This is a genomic window from Cupriavidus sp. C1SS-2L (genome assembly GCF_057073735.1).
The window spans coordinates 371973-393636 of sequence record NZ_CP172709.1 but is presented as its reverse complement, the minus strand read 5'-3'; the positions used below and the strand labels follow the sequence as shown (position 1 = coordinate 393636).

21 protein-coding genes are annotated in these 21664 nt (G+C 65.6%); 7 read left to right on the top strand and 14 right to left on the bottom strand.

Annotated features, from left to right (window positions below; genetic code table 11):
- Positions 1-2: 2 nt before the first annotated feature.
- The 5 genes from ACIGJG_RS19500 to gtdA form a co-directional block, all read right to left on the bottom strand.
- Positions 3-1346 (bottom strand): MFS transporter, encoded by a 1344-nt coding sequence (locus ACIGJG_RS19500; protein ID WP_011301965.1) that lies wholly within the window; start codon positions 1344-1346, stop codon positions 3-5.
- Positions 1347-1446: 100 nt separating this feature from the next.
- The gene (locus ACIGJG_RS19495) at positions 1447-2661 is read right to left on the bottom strand and encodes a 3-hydroxybenzoate 6-monooxygenase (protein ID WP_011301966.1); all 1215 of its coding nucleotides are present in this window, start codon (positions 2659-2661) and stop codon (positions 1447-1449) included.
- Between the two features lie 26 nt (positions 2662-2687).
- Complete coding sequence (maiA, locus tag ACIGJG_RS19490) at positions 2688-3329, bottom strand: maleylacetoacetate isomerase (RefSeq protein ID WP_011301967.1); 642 nt, start codon at positions 3327-3329, stop codon at positions 2688-2690.
- Between the two features lie 29 nt (positions 3330-3358).
- Positions 3359-4057 carry a fumarylacetoacetate hydrolase family protein gene (locus tag ACIGJG_RS19485; RefSeq protein WP_041680373.1) on the bottom strand — a complete coding sequence of 233 codons (699 nt, stop codon included), beginning with the start codon at positions 4055-4057 and terminating at the stop codon, positions 3359-3361.
- Positions 4058-4151: 94 nt separating this feature from the next.
- Positions 4152-5198 (bottom strand): gentisate 1,2-dioxygenase, encoded by a 1047-nt coding sequence (gtdA, locus tag ACIGJG_RS19480; RefSeq protein WP_140948813.1) that lies wholly within the window; start codon positions 5196-5198, stop codon positions 4152-4154.
- A 140-nt stretch (positions 5199-5338) separates the two neighbouring features.
- Here gtdA and ACIGJG_RS19475 point away from each other — a divergent pair, with 140 nt between their 5' ends.
- Both ACIGJG_RS19475 and ACIGJG_RS19470 read left to right on the top strand, forming a co-directional pair.
- Complete coding sequence (locus tag ACIGJG_RS19475) at positions 5339-6280, top strand: LysR family transcriptional regulator (protein WP_220630528.1); 942 nt, start codon at positions 5339-5341, stop codon at positions 6278-6280.
- An 81-nt stretch (positions 6281-6361) separates the two neighbouring features.
- Complete coding sequence (locus ACIGJG_RS19470; protein ID WP_011301971.1) at positions 6362-6742, top strand: RidA family protein; 381 nt, start codon at positions 6362-6364, stop codon at positions 6740-6742.
- Positions 6743-7525: 783 nt separating this feature from the next.
- Here the strand turns inward: ACIGJG_RS19470 and ACIGJG_RS19465 are convergent.
- From ACIGJG_RS19465 to ACIGJG_RS19440, 6 genes are all read right to left on the bottom strand, one after another.
- On the bottom strand, positions 7526-8251 hold the full coding sequence (locus ACIGJG_RS19465) for a GntR family transcriptional regulator (RefSeq protein WP_483673767.1): 726 nt from the start codon (positions 8249-8251) through the stop codon (positions 7526-7528).
- 78 nt (positions 8252-8329) lie between these two features.
- On the bottom strand, positions 8330-9328 hold the full coding sequence (locus ACIGJG_RS19460; RefSeq protein WP_011299890.1) for a 2Fe-2S iron-sulfur cluster-binding protein: 999 nt from the start codon (positions 9326-9328) through the stop codon (positions 8330-8332).
- Between the two features lie 25 nt (positions 9329-9353).
- On the bottom strand, positions 9354-9833 hold the full coding sequence (locus tag ACIGJG_RS19455; RefSeq protein WP_011299889.1) for a GlcG/HbpS family heme-binding protein: 480 nt from the start codon (positions 9831-9833) through the stop codon (positions 9354-9356).
- Between the two features lie 27 nt (positions 9834-9860).
- On the bottom strand, positions 9861-11306 hold the full coding sequence (locus ACIGJG_RS19450) for an aldehyde dehydrogenase family protein (RefSeq protein WP_011299888.1): 1446 nt from the start codon (positions 11304-11306) through the stop codon (positions 9861-9863).
- 27 nt (positions 11307-11333) lie between these two features.
- Positions 11334-12065, bottom strand: coding sequence for an iron-containing redox enzyme family protein (locus ACIGJG_RS19445; protein ID WP_011299887.1), 732 nt, complete (start codon positions 12063-12065; stop codon positions 11334-11336).
- 166 nt (positions 12066-12231) lie between these two features.
- Positions 12232-13164, bottom strand: a complete 933-nt coding sequence (locus ACIGJG_RS19440) for an ornithine cyclodeaminase family protein (protein WP_011299886.1) — start codon at positions 13162-13164, stop codon at positions 12232-12234.
- Between the two features lie 363 nt (positions 13165-13527).
- Here ACIGJG_RS19440 and ACIGJG_RS19435 point away from each other — a divergent pair, with 363 nt between their 5' ends.
- The 4 genes from ACIGJG_RS19435 to ACIGJG_RS19420 are packed head-to-tail and all read left to right on the top strand — an operon-like array spanning position 13528 to position 16207.
- The gene (locus ACIGJG_RS19435) at positions 13528-15075 is read left to right on the top strand and encodes a hypothetical protein (RefSeq protein WP_011299885.1); all 1548 of its coding nucleotides are present in this window, start codon (positions 13528-13530) and stop codon (positions 15073-15075) included.
- A 59-nt stretch (positions 15076-15134) separates the two neighbouring features.
- Positions 15135-15491, top strand: coding sequence for a 2Fe-2S iron-sulfur cluster-binding protein (locus ACIGJG_RS19430; RefSeq protein WP_011299884.1), 357 nt, complete (start codon positions 15135-15137; stop codon positions 15489-15491).
- A 1-nt stretch (position 15492) separates the two neighbouring features.
- Positions 15493-15810, top strand: a complete 318-nt coding sequence (locus tag ACIGJG_RS19425; RefSeq protein WP_011299883.1) for a hypothetical protein — start codon at positions 15493-15495, stop codon at positions 15808-15810.
- 37 nt (positions 15811-15847) lie between these two features.
- Positions 15848-16207: a 2Fe-2S iron-sulfur cluster-binding protein gene (locus tag ACIGJG_RS19420; protein WP_220630452.1), complete on the top strand. Its 360-nt coding sequence runs from the start codon at positions 15848-15850 to the stop codon at positions 16205-16207.
- A 20-nt stretch (positions 16208-16227) separates the two neighbouring features.
- On the opposite strand, the gene ACIGJG_RS19415 is transcribed toward ACIGJG_RS19420, so the two are convergent.
- The 3 genes from ACIGJG_RS19415 to ACIGJG_RS19405 all read right to left on the bottom strand — a co-directional run bounded on the left by ACIGJG_RS19415 (position 16228) and on the right by ACIGJG_RS19405 (position 19855).
- Positions 16228-17949: a cobaltochelatase CobT-related protein gene (locus ACIGJG_RS19415; RefSeq protein ID WP_483673766.1), complete on the bottom strand. Its 1722-nt coding sequence runs from the start codon at positions 17947-17949 to the stop codon at positions 16228-16230.
- Positions 17946-18914 carry an AAA family ATPase gene (locus tag ACIGJG_RS19410; RefSeq protein ID WP_011299880.1) on the bottom strand — a complete coding sequence of 323 codons (969 nt, stop codon included), beginning with the start codon at positions 18912-18914 and terminating at the stop codon, positions 17946-17948. Before ACIGJG_RS19410 ends, ACIGJG_RS19415 begins: the two co-directional genes overlap by 4 nt.
- A gap of 113 nt (positions 18915-19027) precedes the next feature.
- Complete coding sequence (locus ACIGJG_RS19405; RefSeq protein WP_011299879.1) at positions 19028-19855, bottom strand: IclR family transcriptional regulator; 828 nt, start codon at positions 19853-19855, stop codon at positions 19028-19030.
- Positions 19856-20167: 312 nt separating this feature from the next.
- On the opposite strand from ACIGJG_RS19405, the gene ACIGJG_RS19400 reads away from it, so the two are divergent.
- Complete coding sequence (locus tag ACIGJG_RS19400; RefSeq protein ID WP_011299878.1) at positions 20168-21604, top strand: amino acid permease; 1437 nt, start codon at positions 20168-20170, stop codon at positions 21602-21604.
- Positions 21605-21664: the final 60 nt, after the last annotated feature.

Here is a 21664-nt window from a genome sequence, read left to right as displayed (position 1 = left end):
CGTCAGCTCGCGGCCAACTCTTGCCGTACAGGCGCGCGGCGTGCCAGCCCAAGCGACAGCATGGTGCCCCCTGCCAGCAGAGCGGGGATGCCGATCAGCAAGAACAGCGTGGGCATGCCCAGATCCATCGACAGCATCGTCGCACCGCCGACAGAGCCCACCACCGAGCCCATCCGGCCTACGCCATTGGCCCAGCTCACGCCGGTCGCGCGGCAGTCGGTCGGATAGAAGCCGGCCGACAATGCGTTGGCGCCGACCTGCGAACCCGAGACGCAGAAGCCAGCGAGGAATACCGCGACACCTGCCAGCATCGGAGTATCGGCCAGGCTGCCGATCGCGGCGACGAACACGCCGGCCAGCGCGTAGCTGATCGCCAGCACGTAGTGCGGATTGAATCGGTCCATCAGCCAGCCCAGCACGATGGCGCCAAGCGTGCCGCCGACCTGGAACATGGTGGTGACCAGCGCCGCGGTGCGCAGCGACAGGCCGGTGCCGCGCAGCAGCGTCGGCAGCCAGCTCGACAGCAGGTAGATCACCAGCAGGCTCATGAAGAAGGTCAGCCAGAACAGCAGCGTGCCGCGTACAAGCTCGGGCTTGAACAGGTGGCGCACCGGCGAGCTGGTGCTGCGGGATTCCGACACCGTGAAGGTGGCGCCATCCAGGTTGGCCTGCGGGGCAATGCGCCGCAGCGTTGCGGCGATGCGTTCCGGCGCGCGGCGGGCCATCACCAGGTAGCGCACCGATTCCGGCAGCAGCAGGGCCAGGAGCACCGACAGCACCAGCGGCAGCACGCCGCCAACGACGAGCACTGAACGCCAGCCATACGCCTCGATCAATCCCGCCGAAGCGAGGCCACCGAGCGCCGAGCCGAGCGTGAAGCCGCAGAACATGGTCGTGACCAGGAACGAGCGGCGCTTCTCCGGACAGAATTCGGACGTCAGCGTGATGGTGTTGGGCATGGCTCCGCCGAGTCCAAGGCCAGTCAGGAAGCGCAGCGCAATCAGCTCCCACAACCCGCCCGACCACGCGGAAGCGAGGCTTGCCACGCCGAAGAACAGCACGGAGAACACCAGCACGCTCTTGCGGCCGAAGCGGTCGGCAAGCGGGCCGAACAGGAAAGCGCCGGCCATCAGGCCGCCGAGTCCGGCACCGAACAGCGGTGCGAGGTGCGCCGGCGTCAGTTGCCATTCGGCGCGGATCGCCGGCGCGATGAAGCCGATGGCGGCGGTATCGAAGCCATCGATGGCGACGATCAGAAAGCACAGCACCACGATCATGACCTGGAAGGGCGACAGCGGCTGGCGGTCGATGAACGCGGAAATATTGATGGTCTGGCTGGCAGGCATGGGTTGTCTCCTCCTCGTTGCCTGTTTCGGGACGAACTCGGGCCGGCGGCCGGATGGGCCGCCAGTCACCTTGTCGGTTACTGCTTGGGTTTGCGGGGTGTCAGAGCCAGGGCGTCGCGCTCAGGCAGCGCTCGGCGCGCCAGCCATGCAGCCACTGCAGCGCATCGTAGAACTGGGTCTGCGTGCGGCCAGTCCACAGCGAGTTGCGCACCATGCGGTCCACGCCCTTGGCGTGGTACACGCGGCCCATGTCGCGCGCAGCGTAGAGCACGCGTGCCGTGCGCGGGATGCGGGCCTGCTCATACAGCTTGAACGCGGCCTCGAAATCATTGCCCGCAGCTTCCACCGCAGCGCCCAGCGTGACGGCGTCTTCCAGTGCCTGGCAGGCGCCTTGTGCGACGTACTGCGTCATCGGGTGCGCGGCATCGCCGAGGAGGGTCGCGCGGCCGAAGCTCCAGCGCTCGACCGGGTCCCGGTCGGCGGTGGCCCAGCGCTTCCACGACGTCGGCCGGTCCAGCATCTGGTGCGGCAGCGCGTGGATGCCGTCGAAGTACGACAGCACTTCTTCCTTGCTGCCTTCGCGCACGCCCCAGGTTTCCTGCTCGCGGCTGTGGAAGGTCACGACCAGGTTGTATTGCTGGCCGCCACGCAGCGGGTAGTGCACGAGGTGGCAGTTCGGACCGGCCCACACCACCGGGGCGTTGACCTGCAGGTCCTTCGGCATGTTTTCGACTTCGACGACTGCGCGATACACCACGTGGCCGGTCACGCGCGGCGCATCGCCGATCAGCGCGTCGCGGATCGCGGACTTGACGCCGTCGCAGCCGACCACGGCCTCGGCCTGGTGGCGCGCGCCGCGCTGGTCGATGACGGTGACGCCGCGCTCGTCCTGCTCGAGCTTTTCGACGCGCGTGGCGGTGCGGAAGCTGATCAGCGGATGGTCCTTCACCGCTTCGAGAATCGACAGATGGATGTCCGCGCGGTGGATCACCGCGTACGGGTTGCCGAAGCGCTCGCGGTAGGGCGTGCCGACATCGACGCGCGCAATCTCATGCGTGTCGATTGCATCGCGCAGGCTCAGGTAGTCGGTAAAGACGGCGCGGCCGCGTGCGGCTTCACCGACGCCCAGCGCATCCATGGCTGCGAACGCATTGGCCGCGAGCTGGATGCCGGCGCCGATTTCGCCGATCTGCTCGGCCTGCTCCAGCAGTTCGATGCGGATGCCCTTGCGCGCGAGCGCCAGCGCCGCTGCCAGCCCGCCGATGCCGCCGCCGATGATCAGAACCTTGCGGCCCGTGTCTTGTGATGTATTCATGCTTGTCTCCTGGCCGGGTCAGCGAATCAGGCCGTGTAATCGGGTTGCTGCGTGGGCGCAGCTTTGGCAAACGCGGGGTGCGCCGTGGCATGCGCATAGACCGCCATGGCGCGCGGGTAGGGCGACAGGTCGCAGCCCATGCGCTGCACGTTGGCGATCTGCGGCACCAGCGTGACGTCGGCCAGGGTCGGCTTGTCACCGAAACACCACGGGCCCTTGCCGTGCAGCGCGAGCAGGCGTTCCACACCGGCCATGCCTTCATCGACCCAGTGGCGGTACCAGGCATCCTTCTGTTCCGGCGTCACCTTGAGCACATCCTGCAGGTAGCGCAGTACGCGCAGGTTGTTGACCGGATGGATGTCGCAGGCGATCAGGCTGGTCAGTTCCAGCACGCGCGCACGCGGCTCCGCGTCCTGCGGCAGCAGCCGCGGTTCCGGGTAGTGCGCGTCAAGGTAGTCCATGATCGCAAGCGACTGTCCGAGCGTGAAGTCGCCGTCCACCAGCGCGGGTACGCACGCAGACGGGTTGATGCCTTGCACGTACTCCGCCTCGCGGTGCTGGCCGGTGCGGATGTTGACCGGCAGGGTCTCGAACGGCAGGCCCTTGAGCGCCAGTGCAATGCGCACGCGGTAGGACGTGGAGCTGTTGAAGAAACTATAGAGCTGCATGATGGCTTCGCTGCTTGCCGGCGTGGATATCAGACCACGCGGACCTTGAGTTCGCCGAGGCCGTCGACGCCGGTCACCATGGTGTCGCCGGCCTTGACCGCGCCCACACCCTCCGGGGTGCCGGTGAAGATCACATCGCCCGGTTCCAGGCGGAAGAACTGCGACAGGTAAGCGACTGTTTCGGCCACCGACCAGATCAGGTGCGTGATATTGCTGCGCTGCTTGTCTTCGCCGTTGACGGTCAGCCAGAGCGCAGCCTCTTGCGGGTGGCCGATATCGGCAGCGCGATGGATCGGCGCGACTGGTGCCGAGGCGTCGAAGGCCTTGCCGATTTCCCACGGGCGGCCCATCTCGCGCATCTTCATCTGCAGGTCGCGGCGCGTCATGTCCAGGCCTACGGCGTAGCCCCAAACGTGCTCCAGCGCCTGCTCGACCGGAATGTCGGAACCGGCCTTGCCGATCACCGCGACCAGCTCGGCTTCATAGTGGTAGTTCTGCGTCTGTACAGGGTAGGGCAGTTCCAGCGTCTGGCCGTCAGCCACAGGCACGATGGCGTCGGCCGGCTTGCAGAAGAAGAACGGGGGCTCGCGGTCGGGATCGAACCCCATTTCGCGTGCATGGGCGGCGTAGTTGCGGCCGACGCAGTAGACGCGGCGCACGGCGAACTGGTCATCGCTGCCAACAACGGGAATGGCGACGGTAGCGGGGGGCGTGAAGACGTAGGACATGGTCGGTTCAGTCAGAAGGGTGTGCGGGGGCCTGGGTGCCGCGCTATGCGCGCACCCGGGCATATGAAATCGGATGAATCGGGTGGAAAGGGGCTCAGGTGCGCGATTCGCGCAGCAGGTTCAGCGCCGACAGCACCGGGCGGTCGGAGTAGCTGAACAGCACGGCGTCTTCCATCGCGCCGAGCTGCACCGGTGCCCACGACGGCGCGACGAACACATCACGCGGCTCGAACTGGAACTGCGCATCGCCGATGCGCACGGTGCCGCGGCCTTCCACCACGCTGTAGACGGTGGCGTCGGTGCTGCGATAGGTCTTGCCCTGGAAGCCGGCCGGCAGGTACTGCATGAAGGTGGCGATGGTCGGCATCGGCCAGCCGCCCGTGGCCGGGTTCACGTAGCGCAGCTTCACGCCGTCCCACGCGTCCAGTTCGCCATTGCGGTAGAGCTTGTCGAGCGCTTCGCGGGAACGATCGTACGGATAGCTGAAGATGGGCGATGTCGGGTCGGTGACCTTGTGGCGCACCGGCACCATGTTCTGGCCGAAGCGCGCAAAGCTGTCGCCCTCGGGGCGTGTCACGGGCTGCTGCGACTCAGGGTAGTTCTCGGCAAAACCTGCATCAAACTGCTGAACGAGCGGGATATCGAGGCCGTCCAGCCACACCACCGGCTCTCCGCCGTCCTCCAGGCTCGGGTTGCCGTGGTCGTGCCACGTCCACGACGGCGTGATGATGAAGTCGCCCGGATGCATGGTGGTGCGCTCGCCGTTGACGGCGGTCCAGGCCCCCTTGCCTTCGACAATGAAGCGCAGTGCTGATTGGGTATGGCGATGGCTCGGCGCGATCTCGCCCGGCAGGATCAGTTGCAGGCCGGCGTAGAGCGTCGACGTGATGCTCGACTTGCCAGGCAGCCCCGGATTCTCCAGGATCAGCACGCGGCGCACGGCCTCTTCGGCGCTGATGACCGCGCCGGCTTGCATGACCAGCGGGCGGATCGCGTCGTACTTCCAGATGGCCGGGATGATCTGCGGACGCGGCTGCGGGGGCACCAGGCTGTGGAGCGACTCCCACAGCGGCGTCATATGGCTGTGGCCGATGCGCTCGTAGTACGCGACGCGGGCGGGATCGGGCGAGTGTTCGGACATGCTGTCTCCGTGGCTTTTTGTGTTCGCCGGCGTGTTGCCAGGCTGTTGCTTGGAGTTATACGTCCCTCGATATAAGATTTGAAATGAATAAATCCTCTTATCTATACGATCCATCGTATAGGTGAACCAAGCGATCACACATGGACTGGACCCAGCGCCTGCGTCTGCGCAACCTGCAGATGCTCCTCAGCCTCGCCGAAACCGGCAACATGAGCCAGTCTGCGGCGCTGCTCAACACCACGCAGCCGGGGCTATCGAAATGGCTAAAGGACCTGGAAGACGACATCGGGCTGCCGCTGTTCGAGCGGCAGGCGCGCGGACTGCAGCCGACCCCCTACGGCGAGTCGCTGATCGAGCACGCGCGCCGCATTACCGCGCAGCTCGACACGGCGCGCGATGACCTGGCAGCGATGCGGGAGGGCGGTAGCGGGCTGGTGGTGGTCGGCACGTCGGGCGCGTCGGCTGCCGACACGGTGCCGCTGGCCGTGCTGCAACTGCTGCAGCGCATGCCGCGCGCGCAGGTTCGGCTCGTCGAAACGACCATGGACCGGCTCATGAACCAGCTTGCGCACAATGAGCTGGACATTGTGGTCGGGCGGTCCGCGCCCGAGCTCCAGGACGCGCAGACCATTGGCGAATCGCTGTACCTCGAACCGATCCATTTCGTGGCACGGCCACGCCACCCGCTGGCCACGCAGGACACGGTGACCTGGGAGGCGCTGCAAAGCTACCGCTGGGTCGTCTGGCCGCGCGGCACGCCGATCCGCAATGCGCTCGAGGCGGCGCTGGCCAGCGCCGGGCGGCCGTTGCCGGCGGACTGCGTGGAATCGAACTCCACGGTTCTCAACCTCACGCTACTCAACAGCAGCGACATGATCGGCCTGGCCTCGCACCGGACCGCGCGCCGGCTGGAAGAACTTGGCGCGCTGCGCATTGTGCCGCTGCGCCTCGCCGGGTTTGGCTCGGTGTCGATGTACTGGCGCGAAGATTCGGTCAATCGTTCCGCCGTCGCCGCAATGCTCGACTGCCTCCGGCGCGCCGCCGACCGAGAAGTGCCGGACGCTGTTGTCCCCACGCCTTGAGCGGTTTGGCTTTGGCGCCTACATTGGATGCTCCACGCGCCGGCGCTCCGGCGCGCCGCACATCCACCATGGAGGGGCGACATGGAATTCCTGAATTCCGGCAAGGTCCTGCCCGCAGGACTGCCGTTCTCCGAAGCCGTCCGCATTGGCAATGTTGTCTACCTGTCAGGGCAGATGGGTATCGTGCCGGGCAGTACGCGCCTCGTGCCGGGCGGCATCCGGGAAGAAGCCAAGCAGGCGCTTATGAATATCCGTACGACGCTGGAAGCCCATGGGCTGACGATGCGGGATGTCGCTAAATGCACGATCATGCTCGCGGATATTAGTGAATGGCAGGTTTTTAACGAGGTCTATAAGGGGTTTTTTGAGCCCCCTTATCCGGTTAGGAGTGCGTTGGGGGCTAATGGGCTGGCGTTGGGTGCAAGGGTTGAGATTGAATGTCTGGCGATTGCTGGGGGTTAGGGCCTTCGTTCTTGGCAGGCGCCGCTGTTTCGCCGGCGTAGCCGGCGACCTCCTTTTGTCCGAGCGACAAAAGGAGGCAAAAGCGCGTCAGGCTTGCCCTAACGGGCGAATATTTATCGTAGTGGGCTGAGGGTGTTGTACGGGTATGGGCTTCAGAGTCTTTCTGGCTGCCTGCCGCGTGGTGCACCACCGTGGTCAGAATTACAGCGCTGATTGAACGAGCCCCGAAACTGTCCGTGGACCCTGCTGCTGGCGATATCGTGTGATCGCCTTCGGCTGCGCTACGCGCAGAGCTCAAGTCTGAGCGCGAAAGGCCCAGGGCAAACCACGCCGCGGTGACAGGCCAGGGCATTGCATGCGAAGTAGAGAGACTGTGGGAGGGAGAGGGAAGAAAGCGGACCTCGGGCGTCAGCATCGTTGATGAGCTTGCACCCAGACGACGACGTGCGCGCAGCGCAGCCGAAGGCGTCCCACCACTGACCGGGTTGAAACGCTGTACCCGAGTCCAACTTGGGGATCGTTCAAAAGCCGTGCCGCGCCAGGCACAGGTTCTGAATCACATAGCGTGAGCAGGCTTGAACGATTACCACGCCTCGCGAGACCAAAGCCACTTGATAACAAGAAGCGTACCGTTGATGACCAGCCGCCAGGCGACGCGTTCTTTGGTTACTTTCTGCGCTCGGACAGAAAGTGACTCGCCGGCTACGCCGGCGAAACAGCGGCGCATGCCAAGAACGACGCCCCGCCATTCACCGAAGCATCCAAAAGATCCCGCCAAAACCCTCAAGCCACCTGCACCTGCACCCCACCACCCTGCCCTTCCACCGGCAAATCCGCCGCCTTCGCAGCACTATAAACATGCCGCGCCGCCAGCAAGGCAGCCAGATCAGCGTCCCCCGCAATCACCGCCTGCAGGATCTGGGCGTGCTCATCCCAGTTCTGGCGCGCACGGACCACGTTTGCAGGCCCGAACAGCACGGCGGTGCGCTCGCGCAGCGAGCGCATCATTTCCTGCAGCACGCTGTTGGCAGCAATCGTACCCAGCACCTCGTGGAAACGGGAATTCAGCGAGAGCAGTTCATCCGCGCGGCCCTGCGCGGCGGCGTCCATGCCCTGGCGCAGCACGGTTTCCAGTTCGGCGACCAGCGCCGGGTCGCGGCGCTGTGCGGCGAGCTTGGCGTTGAGGCCTTCCAGCGTGGCGCGTACCTCGACCATCTCGCGCGCGATCACCGGCGACAGGCTCGCCACCGAGGCGCCACGGCGTGGCTCGATCAGTACCAGGCCTTCGCTGGCGAGCGCGCGCAGCGCCTCGCGCACCGGAATACGCGACACCCCGAGTTCGGCCGACAGCTTGTTCTCCACCAGCCGTTCCCCCGGCGCGAACTTGCCGTTCAGGATGCCCTCGCGCAGCTTGTCGGTGACAAGGGCGAACAGCGGCGAATGGCTGGCGCCGAGACTAAGCGGCTCGGCAGTCGGAGCAGTCGAGGCAGTGGGCGAAGTGAGGGCCATGGATGAACGGAAGCGAAGCAGGACACGAACTGGCCCTCATTGTATACCAAGCCTCCGACTGTATACCGCAATGTCTTATCAATCGCGCTGGAAGGTAAAACTGTCCGCGTAGAGATGCTCGGGACTGGCGCCCCGCGCGATGAAGGCGGCGCGGGCATCACGGATCATGTTCGGAGATCCGCAAAGGTAGATCGCATGCTCGCTCAGATCGCCCAGGTCGGCCAATGCCGCGTCGTGCACGTAGCCGCGCCGACCCTGCCAGCCATCGCCGGCGCGCGATAGCACCGGCACGTACTGGAAGTCATAAAGCCGCTCTCCCCATGCCGGGATGTCCGCGTGCAGGTAAAGGTCTTCGGGTTGGCGCATGCCCCAGTAGAGCGACACGGGCGGACAGTCGGGATCGTCCATCAGCGACTCGAGGATCGCCTTGATCGGCGCCAGCCCCGTGCCCGTGGCCACCATCAACAATGGCCGATAGTCTTTCGCACGATAGAAAAAGGTGCCAAGCGGCAATTCGACATCGACAGCGTCACCGGCCTTCAGCCTCGGCAGGATGCCGTCGGTAAAAGCGCCACCCGGGATGCGCCGCACATGCAGGTCAACCCGCCCTTCGCTTGGCACCGACGCCATCGAAAAGCTGCGCGCGAGGCCGTCACCCGTCACGAGCTTCAGGTACTGGCCCGGGCGATACGCAAGCGTACCGGCATCGGGCACCTCAAGCTCGACATGCAGTACGTCCAAAGACAACGGGCGCACGCCGCGCACGATGGCCTGATGCCGCGCCGGCTCGGCGCACGCTTCGTCTTCACGCGCGGTACTGATGACCAGGTCGGCGAGCGGCTGTGCCTGGCACGCCAGCGCATAGCCAGCAGCAGCCTCGTCCGGCGCAAGCCCGAACGGTTCTTCGTCATACCGCACCTGTCCGTCGAGCAGACGTATGCGGCAAGTGCCACAGCCACCGAGCTGGCAGTCATGCGGCAGCGAGATATCCGCACGCCCGGCGGCCTGCAGCAGCGTTTCGCCGCGTTCGACAAAAAAGACCTGCTGCGTCTCGGCGATCTGGATGCGGTACGACATGGAACCTCCGCGCAAGATGACTGCGTTACTTCTTGATATCGGCCTGCACCAGGACCTTCAGGTCCTGCGGCGCCAGCAGTTCCGCCAGCGCCTGCAGCGCCGCCACGCCGGCCTGCGTGTCCTGCTCCCCGTTGCCGCCGGACAGGCCGATGCCGCCGATCACTTCATCATTCACAACGATCGGGAAGCCGCCCACGAACGCGGCGAACTTGCCTTCGAAACTCCACTGGATGCCGAACGCCTCGTTGCCGGGCAATGCCGGCCCATTCGGCGGCGTGGTGAACAGGTGTGTCGAACGCTTGTGGCCCGCGGCGGTGAACGCCTTGTTCCACGCAATCTGCGGCCCGGTGATACGCGCGCCGTCCATGCGCTCCAGCACGAGCGGATAGCCGCCCTCGTCAACCACGCAGATCGACTCGAGCACGCCGATTTCTTCGGAACGGCGAATGGCTGCGGCAACCATGTGGCGCGCTTCGCGCAGTTCCAGCTTGATGGCTTTCTTCATCTCTGTGACTCCTTGCGACGGCCGCGCTCAGGCGCCCCGATAGACCGTCTTGATCTGCGTATAGAACTCCAGCCCGGTGCGGCCCGATTCGCGGAAGGTTGAGGTACTCGATCGTTTCAATCCGCCGAACGGGGCGTTGACCAGGTTGCCCGTGGTGGTACGGTTGATCTTGACCGTGCCCGCTTCGATGTCGTTGGCAAAGTGGTGGATGTAGCGCGGATTGCTGGTGACGATGGCCGCGGCAAGGCCATACTCGGTATCGTTCGCTTTGGCGATGGCGTCGGCGTAATCGGTGAAGCCGAGGATGGCGATCACCGGCCCGAAGATTTCCTCGCGTGCGATGCGCATCTGCTGCGTCACGTCCGTGAATACCGTCGGCGCGACGTAGTAGCCCTTGTCGAACTCGCCGCCGGTCAGCCGTTCTCCACCGCATAGCAGCGTCGCCTCGGACTTGCCGATGTCGATGTAGCGCAGCACCGTTTCCATCTGCTTCTGCGATGCCAGCGGCCCCAGGTCCATCCCGGCGGTCATGCCGCTGCCGACCTTGAGCGTGGCGACCTTTGCCAGCAATCGCTCGGTGTAGGCGGCCTTGACCGATTCCGCCACCAGCACGCGGCTGGTTCCGGTGCAGGCCTGCCCGGACAACGAGAAACCGCCCTTGATGGTCAGGTCCACCGCGCGGTCGAGATCGGCATCCTCCATCACGATCAGCGGGTTCTTGCCGCCCAGCTCCATCTGCGTGCGCGTGGTCAGCGGCACGGCGCGGTGGATCTGCTCGCCGGCACGCGACGAGCCGGTGAACGAAATCGCACGCACGACCGGCGCCTCGGTGATCGCGGCGCCAATCTCGGCCGCACTGCCCGTGATGAAGTTCAGCACTCCCTTGGGCAGGCCGGCCTTGATAAGCGCCTCAGCCAGGCGATACCCCGACAGCGGCGCTTCGGATGACGGTTTGAACACCACCGTATTGCCCGTCACCAGCGCCGGAGCGATCTTGCGCGCCGGGATCGACACCGGGAAATTCCACGGCGCGATCACCGTCACCACGCCCAGCGGCTCGCGCTGGCTGAAGACGAGTTGGTCCGGGTCGTCGTTCGGGAACACCTCGCCGGTAAAGGTCTGCCCCTCCACCGCGTAGAAGCGCAGCGTTTGTGCCGAGCGCAGGACTTCGTCACGGGCCAGCGTCAGCGCCTTGCCCTCTTCGCGGGTCAGTTCGGCCGCGATGCTGTCGGCATTGGCTTCCAGGTGATCGGCGGCGCGGTTGAGGACAGCAGCGCGCTTGCCGACCGGAGTCTTCTTCCAGCCGGCGAACGCGGCCGCCGCCGCGGCGACGGCCGCCTGCGCGTCCACTGCCGACGACGCCTGGAAGCGGCCCACGATATCGCCGGTGTCGGCCGGGTTGACGTTGTCGAAGGTGCGGCCCGACTGGCAGGCCGTCCATTCGCCGTCGATATGGTTGAGGAATACGTTCATCGTCGGTCCGGGTTGGGGGGGCGCCGCTCAGGCGGCCATCTCGAGTTCGGGCAGCGGCAGTTCGTGCGCGACGTAGTCGTGATAGAGCGCCGTGGTGTACAGCAGACGCATCTGCGCGCCGATCTCGCAGATCTTCAGGCAGCGCTGCTGCAGCTCGGGCGTGTTGGCGTGTTCGAGCACGATCTGGTAGCCGCGCTCGCCGTGGATCTCGTCGGAGACGATATGCAGGTCGAAGAACTCGACTTCCTCGTCGGTGAACTGGTACTTGTCGCGCAGCGTCGGAGTCTGCTTGCGGTAGATCGACGGCACCTGCGATTCGAGCCCCACCACCAGCCCGGCAACGGCCACGATCGGGTCTTCGCGCATGGCGACTGCGTAGCACCAGCTCTGCAGGCCGCGCGTGGTCGGCGACATGTTGTCCGGGTCGATCACGCGTTCGCGCGTGGTGCCGCAAGCTTCGGCGAAGCGAATCAGCAGGTCGGTATGGCGGTCGCCGCCGATTTCTTCCTCATACATATTGGCGAGCAGGAAATCCTTGGCCTCGGTATACCGGTCCGGCGTGCGCGCATAGATATAGCCGAGGTAATCCGCGAACGGACCGACATAGTGATAGTGGTTCTCTGCCCAGCGTGCGAGATGGGCGCGGGTCAGCTTGCCGCTGGCCCAGGCCACGCTGAACGGCGCCTTGTTGGCGCTCTTGCCCTTGATGGCTTCTTCAAGGGCGGCTCGGAATGCTTCACGGTTCATCAGTTCGGCCATGGCGGAGGCTCCTGTTGGCGGATGTGGGGCGATTCGGTGGGTTGGAATGCCGTGGTCGTCAGAGAATCGATCGCATCGGCATGCTTGTATACTATATACAGTTAATGTGGGACGGTAAGCGCTTCGTTGACTCGTCACGCCGGGGTTTACCCGAGCCGTAGATGAATCAGGCGACGCGAAGCTCCACTGCGCCGGCAATGCGCGACCACGCAAAACCGGCCAACGCAACGTCCTCCAGGCCGACACCCACGGACTTGTAGATGACGATGTCGTCGTCGCGCTGTCGCGGCGAAACCTTGCCGAGCACGACGTCGCCGAGCTCGACGATCTTTTCCGTCGGCAGCGCTTGTGGATCGGCCAGTACGATGTCGCCGGCCTCGCGCGTGGATTGCGGACGCCACTCGACCACCACGGCGGCGGCCCGACGCAGCGCCGTGTCGTCGAGTTCGCGCGTATGCGGCAGGCTTGAGCCGATGGCGGCTACGAAGGCGCCCGGCCGCAGCGACGCACCCGCGAACAGCGGCGTGGTCGCGCGCGAGGCGGTGACCACGATATCGGCCTCGGCCACCGCAGCATCGGGCTCGGACACTACAACCGGAATGCCGCATTGCGCCGACAGGCGTGCGGGCATGCCGGCATCGGCATGCGGATCGGACACGAGGATGCGTTGGAGCCCCAGCGTGGCGCTGAGCTGGCGCGCGTGCTGAACGCCCTGCGTGCCGGCGCCGAAAAGCGCCAGCGTGCGCGCGCCCGGCCGCACAAGCCGCTGCGCCGCAAGCGTGGTGCACGCGGCCGTCCGCAGGCGCGTGATGGCGCCCGCATCGAATGACGCAAGCGGACGGCCGTCCTCCGTCGAGAAGATCAGAATGACAAAAGAGAACTGGCCGTTGATGGTGGTGTAAACCTTGGCGCCTGCAAAACCCTGCTGCGGAATCACCGCGCCCAGCGTGGACAATTTGACGCCACCCGCCTCGGTGCGGATGCGCTCCTGCATGGCCGCATCGCCCCGGCCAAAGCTGGCAAACGCCGCTTCCATGACTTGCCGGGCGTCTTCGGGACTGACGTGGGCGTCGATCATCGCGTCTGTGATGTGCTGCATGGGGGCTCCGCTGGTTGGGTTTGGGTTGTCAGGACGGAAGACCGGGGTCTGGTTCCAGGCACGCCTCATGCTCATCCGTGAGGCACGCTGTTCCGTCCAGTTGCATAACGGTATACAGTCTACATAGACGACTGCCAGCGAGCAAATAACACAGACGCTCGACGCGCCACCAAAAGGGTGCCGGGAAAGCCCCTATCCCAACAACAGTGCGACGTCACAGTACCTTGCACCGTATTGGGCTTCGCGTAAGTCCCGATGAAAATCTGCTTGGCTCGCACCCACTTCGGAATATAGTATACCAACACCGATTCACGCCCCGACGAGAACCGGCCCCCACAACCCCTCGGCCCCCAGGGAGTTTTCATGTCACAACAAGTCGTGATCGGTGCAGCGCACTGGATATATCTGGCAGGGGTAGCAGTCATCGTGCTGACGATGATCCTGCGTGCCAATGTCGTAGTGCCTTCGATCGTGGGTACTGCGCTCGTGGTCTTCGCGCTGACTGGCAGCCCGGTATCGGCGCTGGCTGGTGTGTTCTCCGCCAGCCTGGTTGCCGCGAAAGAGCTGTTCAATATCTTTCTGGTGATCGCGTTCATGACCGCGCTGCTCAACGCGCTCAAGACGCTGCGCTCGGACATCCGCATGGTCGAGCCTTTCCGCATGGTGATGAAGAACGGGCATTCGGCCTTCTTCATCCTGGCGGGCATTACCTACGTCATCTCGCTGTTCTTCTGGCCGACGCCGGCCGTGCCGCTGGTATCGGCCATCCTGCTGCCGGCGGCCATCGCCGCGGGGCTGCCGCCGCTGGCGGGCGCAATGGCCATCGCCATCGCCGGCCAGGGCATGGCGCTGTCGTCGGACTATGTGATCGGTGTGGCGCCCGGCATCAGCGCCAAGGCCGCCGGTGCGGCGGTGAGCGCTGCGGTGGTGGCCGATCGCGCGCTGGCGCTGTCGATCATCACGGGCTCCATTGCGCTGTGCCTGGCCTACCTGACGATGCGCAAGCACATCGTGCCTGCCAGCGGCGCCCTGCTCGACCGCTGGCAGGCACGCGCCGGCGGTACCGCAGCGCAAGCCGGGCACATCGAGGGCAGCGGCACCTTCGACAAGGCAGAGATCGCGCGCGGCACCGCCCATTCCGAACCGCTGGCCACTGACAGCAACATCGAAGCCAGCCTGTCGATGGTGGCCCGGCGCCGCGTGAAGTGGTCGAAATGCTTCGCCATCGTCACGCCGATTGCTTTCCTCGCAGTGGTCGCCATCATGGTGCTGCCGAAGCTTGGCACCGGCGTGCAGGACCTCAAGGGCGGCGACGCGGCCGCGCTGGTTGGTGGGGTGGCGGCCGTGCTGATGATGCTCGCCACGCTGGCCGCGGAAGGCCCGCGCCGCATGCTCGATGTCTGCCCGGAACACATCACCGACGGCTTCGTGTTCGCCTTCAAGGCGATGGGCTCGGTGCTGCCGATCGCGGGCTTCTTCTTCGTCGGCGCGGGCGAGACCGCCGCGCAGATTCTCGGCCTGCCGCCCGGCAAGGCACCGAGCCTGCTGTTCGAGCTGATCCAGGCGTACCAGCACACCATCCCTGACAACCACGTACTGGTCGCGTTCGGCGTGCTGCTGGTCGGCATGATCACCGGCATCGACGGTTCGGGCTTCGCGGGCTTGCCGCTGACCGGCACGCTGGCCGGTGCGCTGGGCCCGGTGGTCGGCTTCGACCCGGCCACGCTGGCGGCGGTCGGCCAGATGGGCGCCGTCTGGACCGGTGGCGGCACGCTGGTGGCGTGGTCCTCGCTGATTGCGGTGGCCGGCTTTGCCCGGGTGCCGGTGCTTGAAGCGGTACGTGCGCTGCTGATTCCGGTGCTGATCGGGCTGACCTGCTCGACGGTCGCCGCGATGCTGCTGTGGTCGTAAGCGGCAGCAGGCGCTTCAAGACGTTTCCGAACTCATTCTGAATCCGCAGGATCCGCACTATGCCGACAGTCACCTTCCACAAGCAGGGCCAGACCTACACCGACGAGGTCAAACCCCAGACCAACCTTGTCGTGCGCGCGGGCATCCGCCAGTTCCCCTACCCCAACCTGCGCTATGAGTGCGGCATGGGCAAGTGCTCCAAGTGCGCCTGCCGCGTGATCGCCGGCGCCGAGCACCTCCCGCCACCGAACTGGAAGGAAAAGAAGCAACTGGGTGATCGGCTCGAACAGGGCTATCGCCTTGCCTGCCAGTTGTGGATCGAGCATGACATCGAGCTCGCGCAGGACGACCTGCCCGCTCCCGCATCTGCTACCGCAGGCACCGTTGCCGTGCCCGCCGACAGCGTGGATGCCTGACATGTTCGTCCTGCTCACGAGCCGCCCCGGCCAGTTCCGCACGGAGCCCACCGATGGCATGACAGCGGTGGAGGCGTACGACTACGTCTTCTATGGCAAGCGCACGGCGCGCTTCGTCATTGCAGAACTGGCCGCCGACACCAAGGTGCGGGTGCAGGAGGAAACGCCGCCCGGCATCGTCAACCTGGTGCCGACCAAGTTCCTAGAAAAGTACGACACGCTGGATGCGGCCCGCTCGGCGCTACGCGAGCTGGCGCAATTCGGCACGATGGACATCGCCCTCGTGCCCACGCCCGTCACCGCTGGCGGACAGCCCTGAGCACGCGGCCATTCCGGCGCACAAACCCTTCATCGCCATGATTCAGATCACCTTCCTCACCAACCACGGCAAGACGGTCAGCGCACCGCCCGACAGCAACCTGCTGCGCGTGTCCCTGCGCGAACAGGGCGGCATTCCGTTCAAGTGCGGCGGCGGGCTGTGCGGCACCTGCAAATGCCGCATCGAAACGGGCCACGAGCATACGGACGCGGTCAAGCCGAAGGAAAAGAAGCTGCTGACGGAGCAGGAACTTGCCGGCGGCTTCCGCCTGGCTTGCCAGACGTTTATCCGCGGCGATATTGCCGTGTCGTGGCAGCCGCGTGAGATGGCGCGCGGCCCTGCGCAGGCGGGTGCAAATGCCCCTGCCCCGCAGAGCGAGTGTTCGTCGAGCGCCTGAGCCTCATCGGTGCGGCTGGCTTAACGCCGCCGTGCCGCCAGCAAGTTCGCCACCTCGTCGAGCATCGCCATATCCACCGGCTGCGACAGGTCCACCGCCAGCGCATGCCTGTAGTATGGGCTCAGGTCGAGCCCTACCCCGAGCCCCAGCACTTCCACGTCACGCAAGAACTCGTGCCGCGCGACGACGGCCTTCAGGTGGTTGTCGAGGTAGCTGGCGTCGTTGGCCTGGCCCGTGGCCGTATCCATCGGGCTGCCGTCCGACAGCACCAGCAGGATGCGGCGCGCCTTGCCGGTCGCGTGCAGGCGGGCACAGGCCCATTCCACGGCCTCGCCGTCGATGCCTTCGCGGAACAGGTCAGGCTTGAGCAGGGCCGTGATGTCGGTGCGGGAACGGCGCCAGCTCCGCGTAGCGTCCTTGAACACCATGTGGCAGGTCTCGTTGAGCCGGCCCGGATGCGCGGGCCGGCCGCGCGCGAGCCAGTCGGCGCGGGCGCGGCCGCCATTCCAGGCACCGGTCGTGAAACCGAGCACCTCGGTGGCGACGCCAGCCTCGTCGAGCGCGCGGGTGAGCAAGTCCAGCAGCAGCGTCAGCGGCTCGGCCCGTGCCTTCATCGATCCCGAGCAGTCCACGAGGAAGCCGACCACGCAATCGGCATGGGCCCGGTGCGCTTCCAGCCGGAACAGGCGGCGTTCGGCCGGCGAGCTGACAAGCTGCGCGAGGCGGCGGCCATCGATACGCCCACTTTCCTCGCCAAAGGACCAGCCGTCCACGCGCGGCAATGCCAGCGCGGCACGCAGGCGTCTCGCAAGTCGAGCCACGTTGACGCCGGCACGCGCGATACGCGCGTCAAGCTGCGTGCGGTATTCATCGAGCAAGGCACGCCGCACCAGCGTGGCGGCACGCACCTCGCGGTCGTAGCGCGTGGTGAAGGCGCGATAGCCGTCTTTCGCTTCTGCCAGCACCCGGCTGTGGCCGCTGTCAGCGAGGGCGAAGGTCTCCGGTTGCTCTTCTTCGAAATCGAGCCACAACGCAAACCCGGCGCGCGCGGCGGATGCGGCGTCGTCATCATCCTCGCCTGCATTGGGCGCTTCGCTGCGCACCATCTGCGCCACCGCGCGGGCCAGTGCCAGTGCGTGCTCGGCGAACGCAGGCTGGTCATGGCGATGCGCGCGCAAGCCCGCGAGCGATGTGCCCAACACGGGTACGATCGCGGCGCGCGTGGCTTCGATCAAGTCCTCGGTTTCATCGAGTACGGGCTCGCCGCTCAGGCGTGACCAAGCAATTTGCGCCACCGTGTAGAGAAGGATGCCAAGCTGGCCCTCGGTCAGGCCCGAGCGATGAAACGCACGCGACCACGCCAGGAAACGATGGCGCAAGTTGGCTTCGACGCCGGCCATGCCGCGCGGCACGCGCGTTTCGCAGCGCAGTTGTTCCAGCATTTCGAACAGCAGCCGCTCGACGGCGTCCTCTGGACAAAGACTGCGATGCAACGCGGCATCGGAATGCGCGTGGCGCAGCGCGGCGCCATCGGCGGCCCCGCGCAGGCAGGCCGCGCTGTCGATGTCCGGATCGGTGCGCAGATGCGGCGCATGCTGCGGCACGGGCCGCATCTCGCGCCACAGCCGGCCGTCGCGGAAATGCAGCGCCGCATCTCCGGTGAGCGCACGCACGGCGGCACCCGACAGCGCATCCTGCCGCTGTCGCCGGCGCAGCCGTTGCGCGGCCGCCGCCGCGCTCATTGCGCCGGCTCCGGTCGGGTCGCGTTGCTGGCCGCCTGCCCCGCCGCTTCACCGGGCAGGTTGCCGAAGCAGCGCTGGTAGTACTCCGCCACCACCGGCCGTTCGGCCTCGTCGCACTTGTTCAGGAAGGTCAGGCGGAACGCGAGTGCAGGATCGCGGAAGATCTGGCAGTTCTCCGCCCAGCTGATCACGGTACGCGGCGACATCAGGGCTGACACATCGCCCGCGGCAAACCCGCGCCGCGTGAGCGCGGCCAGTGCCACCATGGCATCGACCAGTTCGCGGCCGTCGGTGTTGTCGAGTTCCGGCACGCGCGCCAGCACGATGCCTGTCTCTTCCGCATGCGGCAGGTAGTCGAGCGTGGCGACCACGTTCCAGCGGTCGATCTGCGCGTGATTCAGGAGCTGGGTGCCGTGGTACAGCCCGTTGAGATTGCCGAGGCCTACCGTGTTGGACGTCGCAAACAGACGGAACGATGGATGCGGACGAATCACGCGATTCTGGTCCAGCAGCGTGAACTTGCCGTCGCGTTCGAGGATTCGCTGGATCACGAACATCACGTCGGGCCGGCCCGCATCGTACTCGTCGAAGATCAGCGCGACGGGCCGCTGCAGCGCCCACGGCACGATACCTTCCTGGAACTCGGTGATCTGCTGCCCGTCACGGATGACGATTGCATCCTTGCCGACCAGGTCGAGCCGGCTGATGTGGCCGTCGAGGTTCACGCGCACGCACGGCCAGTTCAGGCGCGCCGCAACCTGCTCGATATGCGTCGATTTGCCGGTGCCGTGCAGGCCCTGCACCATCACGCGCCGGTCGCGCATGAAGCCCGACAGGATGGCCAGCGTCACCTCGGGCTGGAAACGGTAGGCCGGATCGATCTCCGGCACATGGTCATCGCGTTCGCTGAACGCCGGCACCATCAGGCCGGAATCGATACCGAACAGGCTGCGCACCGGCACCATGCGGTCCGGTCTGCCAAACTCCTTCTGCGTCACGTCTTGCTCCTCTTGCTTGCCTTGCTTGTGTCCTTCTTGTGGCGGACAGCAGACAAGCCGGGAGCCTGCGCGATCCGCCGCTACTCGTCCTCGTCCGCGCCGCCCCAGGCGGTACCGCTCTCGGCCTCGATGGCCGCCAGCGCCCTGGCCGCGCGCTGCAGCGCGGGCAGCATCTGCAGCGCCTTTTCGTGCGTCACGCGCATCACCGGGGCCTGCAACGCGAGCCCCAGGTTGGATTTCCCGCCGTCCACCGCCGGCACCAGCACGCCGATGCACAGCAGGCCGGGCAGGAACTCTTCGTCATCCATCGCGTAGCCGTCGCGCTTCACGCGCTCGATCTCCGCTTCCAGCTCCACGTGGTCGGTCAGCGTGTTGGCCGTGTAGCGTTCCAGCTCCGCATGCGCGAGCAGGCGCTGGCGCTGTGCTGGCGTCAGTTGCGCCAGGAACAGCTTGCCGGTGGCCGAGCAGTGCGCCGGCACGCGCGAGCCGGGGTGCAGGTAGAAGCGCAAGGGCGCCGCTGTTTCCACGCGGTCCAGGTACAGCACTTCGCCGCTCGAAAACGCGGTCAGGTTGCAGCTTTCGCCGACCTCTTCCACCAGCTTGCGCAGCACCATGTGGCGCGCGCCGTGCGAGGTGTTGTTCAGCAACAGGTTTTCCGCCAGCCGCCGCAGGCGCAGGCCGGTGCCGTAGTGGCGGCCATCGCCGTTGCGCTGGACCATGCCGGCCGCTTCGAGCTGCTGCAGCATGCGGTGCAGCGTGGGCTTGGGCAGGCCGGTTTCCTCCACCAGCGCCTGCAGGTTGAAGGGGTGATCCTTGGTGGCAATGACTTCCAGCAGGCCAAAGAGACGCAGCGCCGGCGTGTCGCCGTCAGGCCTGGCATCGCTCTTGGCAAGACGCAATTCGTTCATGCCTGGCTCCCATCATAGTCAAGTTTCAGTTTCAGATACAAATCATATCAATTCCTGAAATTCCGGGTTGACCTTCGGCTCAGGAAGACCTACATTCCGAATACAAATACATTTATCGGAACAATCTGTTCCGTTTTACAAGGCGACTCGGAGACACAAATCGATGGATGGATGATGCCACCGCCCCTTTTCGTACCAAATTGGGGTGACCGACCACGGCACAGGCCTGCAACCAAGCGCAGGGCCGACTATTACAGAGAAAGACGCCGTGGCGGCTGACAGTACAGCAGTCAGCAGTACAGGAGACACAACATGACCCAAACACCGCAGCCCTCCTCAGGGCTATCGCACGGCCTCAAGCAGCGGCACATGACCATGATCGCCCTGGGTGGCGTCATCGGCGCCGGCCTCTTTGTCGGCAGTGGCGTCGTCATCAAATCCGCCGGGCCCGCCGCGGTCCTTTCCTTCCTGATCACCGGCCTCCTTGTCGTGCTGGTAATGCGCATGCTCGGTGAACTGGCCTGCGCCATGCCCGGCGGCGGCTCGTTCTATGAGTATGCCCGCGAGGCCTGGAGCGACCGCCCCGCAGTCGGCAATCTGGCCAGCTTCCTGACCGGGTGGATGTACTGGTACTTCTGGGTCATCGTTGTGGCGCTCGAAGCCGTGGCAGGGGCTGACCTGGTGCGCTACTGGCTGCCGGACGTGCCGAACTGGACCATCAGCCTGGTGCTGCTGGTCATGCTCACGCTGACCAACCTGATCTCGGTAAAGTCATTCGGCGAGTTCGAGTTCTGGTTCGCGTCCATCAAGGTCGCGGCGATCATGGTGTTCCTGTTCGTGGCCGGCGTGTACGTGCTGGGCCTCGCGCCCGGCGCCCATGGCATGAACGTGGCCAACCTGACCGCGAACGGCGGCTTCATGCCGAACGGCATCGTGCCCGTGCTGACCGGCGCGGTGGCGGCGACAGGCTTCTACTTCGGCGCCGAGATCGTCACCATCGCCGCGGCCGAAACCGCCGAGCCGCAGAAGGCGGTGGCCCGTGCCACGAACTCGGTCATCACGCGCGTACTCGTGTTCTACGTGGGTTCGGTGCTGCTGGTGGTTTGCCTGGTGCCGTGGAACGCCACTGGCATCGCCACGCCGTACGTCAGCGCGCTCAACGTCATGGGGATTCCGGCAGCCGCGCAGATCATGAACGCGATCGTGCTGACCGCCGTGCTGTCGGCGCTGAACTCCGGCCTGTATGCCTCGTCGCGCATGCTGTTCGCGCTCACGAAGCGCGGCGACGCACCGCGTTCCCTCGCCCGCGTCAGCCGCAACGGCGTGCCGACGCGCGCGATCCTCGTCGCCACACTGTTTGGCTACGGCGCGGTAGTGATGTCGTATGTATCGCCGGACAAGGTCTTTGCATTCCTGGTGAACTCGTATGGCACGGTGGCCATCTTCGTGTACATCCTGATCGCGGTGTCTCAGTTGCGGTTGCGTGCGCGGCTTGAGCGCGAAGCGCCTCACCTGCTCAAGGTGCGGATGTGGTGCTATCCGTATCTGACGTGGCTGGCGATTTTCGGGATGCTGGCGATTGTAGTGGCGATGGCGTTTATTCCGGATCAGCGGACGCCGCTGGCCCTGGGCGTGGCTAGCCTTGGACTGTTGGTATCGGCCTATATCGTGCGGCATCTGTTTCGGCGTGGCGTCCAACAGGTCGTGCCCCTAGCGGAGATGCCTCGGCCGGATTTGCATGAATATTGATTGAGGATGGGAAAGGGTGTGGAGATGGGGTAACCTGTCTTCCGCCCCCTCAAGACAGCC

Excerpts from the sequence above, each read along its gene's own strand:
- ACIGJG_RS19420 (WP_220630452.1), top strand. The coding sequence starts at position 15,848 with ATGATTCAGATCACCTTCCTCACCAACCACGGCAAGACGGTCAGCGCA.
- ACIGJG_RS19435 (WP_011299885.1), top strand. The coding sequence starts at position 13,528 with ATGTCACAACAAGTCGTGATCGGTGCAGCGCACTGGATATATCTGGCA.
- ACIGJG_RS19405 (WP_011299879.1), bottom strand. The coding sequence starts at position 19,855 with ATGAACGAATTGCGTCTTGCCAAGAGCGATGCCAGGCCTGACGGCGAC.
- ACIGJG_RS19475 (WP_220630528.1), top strand. The coding sequence starts at position 5,339 with ATGGACTGGACCCAGCGCCTGCGTCTGCGCAACCTGCAGATGCTCCTC.
- ACIGJG_RS19460 (WP_011299890.1), bottom strand. The coding sequence starts at position 9,328 with ATGTCGTACCGCATCCAGATCGCCGAGACGCAGCAGGTCTTTTTTGTC.
- ACIGJG_RS19465 (WP_483673767.1), bottom strand. The coding sequence starts at position 8,251 with ATGGCCCTCACTTCGCCCACTGCCTCGACTGCTCCGACTGCCGAGCCG.
- ACIGJG_RS19485 (WP_041680373.1), bottom strand. The coding sequence starts at position 4,057 with ATGTCCTACGTCTTCACGCCCCCCGCTACCGTCGCCATTCCCGTTGTT.
- ACIGJG_RS19470 (WP_011301971.1), top strand. The coding sequence starts at position 6,362 with ATGGAATTCCTGAATTCCGGCAAGGTCCTGCCCGCAGGACTGCCGTTC.
- gtdA (WP_140948813.1), bottom strand. The coding sequence starts at position 5,198 with ATGTCCGAACACTCGCCCGATCCCGCCCGCGTCGCGTACTACGAGCGC.
- ACIGJG_RS19455 (WP_011299889.1), bottom strand. The coding sequence starts at position 9,833 with ATGAAGAAAGCCATCAAGCTGGAACTGCGCGAAGCGCGCCACATGGTT.
- ACIGJG_RS19400 (WP_011299878.1), top strand. The coding sequence starts at position 20,168 with ATGACCCAAACACCGCAGCCCTCCTCAGGGCTATCGCACGGCCTCAAG.
- ACIGJG_RS19430 (WP_011299884.1), top strand. The coding sequence starts at position 15,135 with ATGCCGACAGTCACCTTCCACAAGCAGGGCCAGACCTACACCGACGAG.
- ACIGJG_RS19450 (WP_011299888.1), bottom strand. The coding sequence starts at position 11,306 with ATGAACGTATTCCTCAACCATATCGACGGCGAATGGACGGCCTGCCAG.
- ACIGJG_RS19500 (WP_011301965.1), bottom strand. The coding sequence starts at position 1,346 with ATGCCTGCCAGCCAGACCATCAATATTTCCGCGTTCATCGACCGCCAG.
- ACIGJG_RS19425 (WP_011299883.1), top strand. The coding sequence starts at position 15,493 with ATGTTCGTCCTGCTCACGAGCCGCCCCGGCCAGTTCCGCACGGAGCCC.
- ACIGJG_RS19495 (WP_011301966.1), bottom strand. The coding sequence starts at position 2,661 with ATGAATACATCACAAGACACGGGCCGCAAGGTTCTGATCATCGGCGGC.
- ACIGJG_RS19410 (WP_011299880.1), bottom strand. The coding sequence starts at position 18,914 with ATGGTGCCGGTGCGCAGCCTGTTCGGTATCGATTCCGGCCTGATGGTG.
- ACIGJG_RS19440 (WP_011299886.1), bottom strand. The coding sequence starts at position 13,164 with ATGCAGCACATCACAGACGCGATGATCGACGCCCACGTCAGTCCCGAA.
- ACIGJG_RS19445 (WP_011299887.1), bottom strand. The coding sequence starts at position 12,065 with ATGGCCGAACTGATGAACCGTGAAGCATTCCGAGCCGCCCTTGAAGAA.
- ACIGJG_RS19415 (WP_483673766.1), bottom strand. The coding sequence starts at position 17,949 with ATGAGCGCGGCGGCGGCCGCGCAACGGCTGCGCCGGCGACAGCGGCAG.
- maiA (WP_011301967.1), bottom strand. The coding sequence starts at position 3,329 with ATGCAGCTCTATAGTTTCTTCAACAGCTCCACGTCCTACCGCGTGCGC.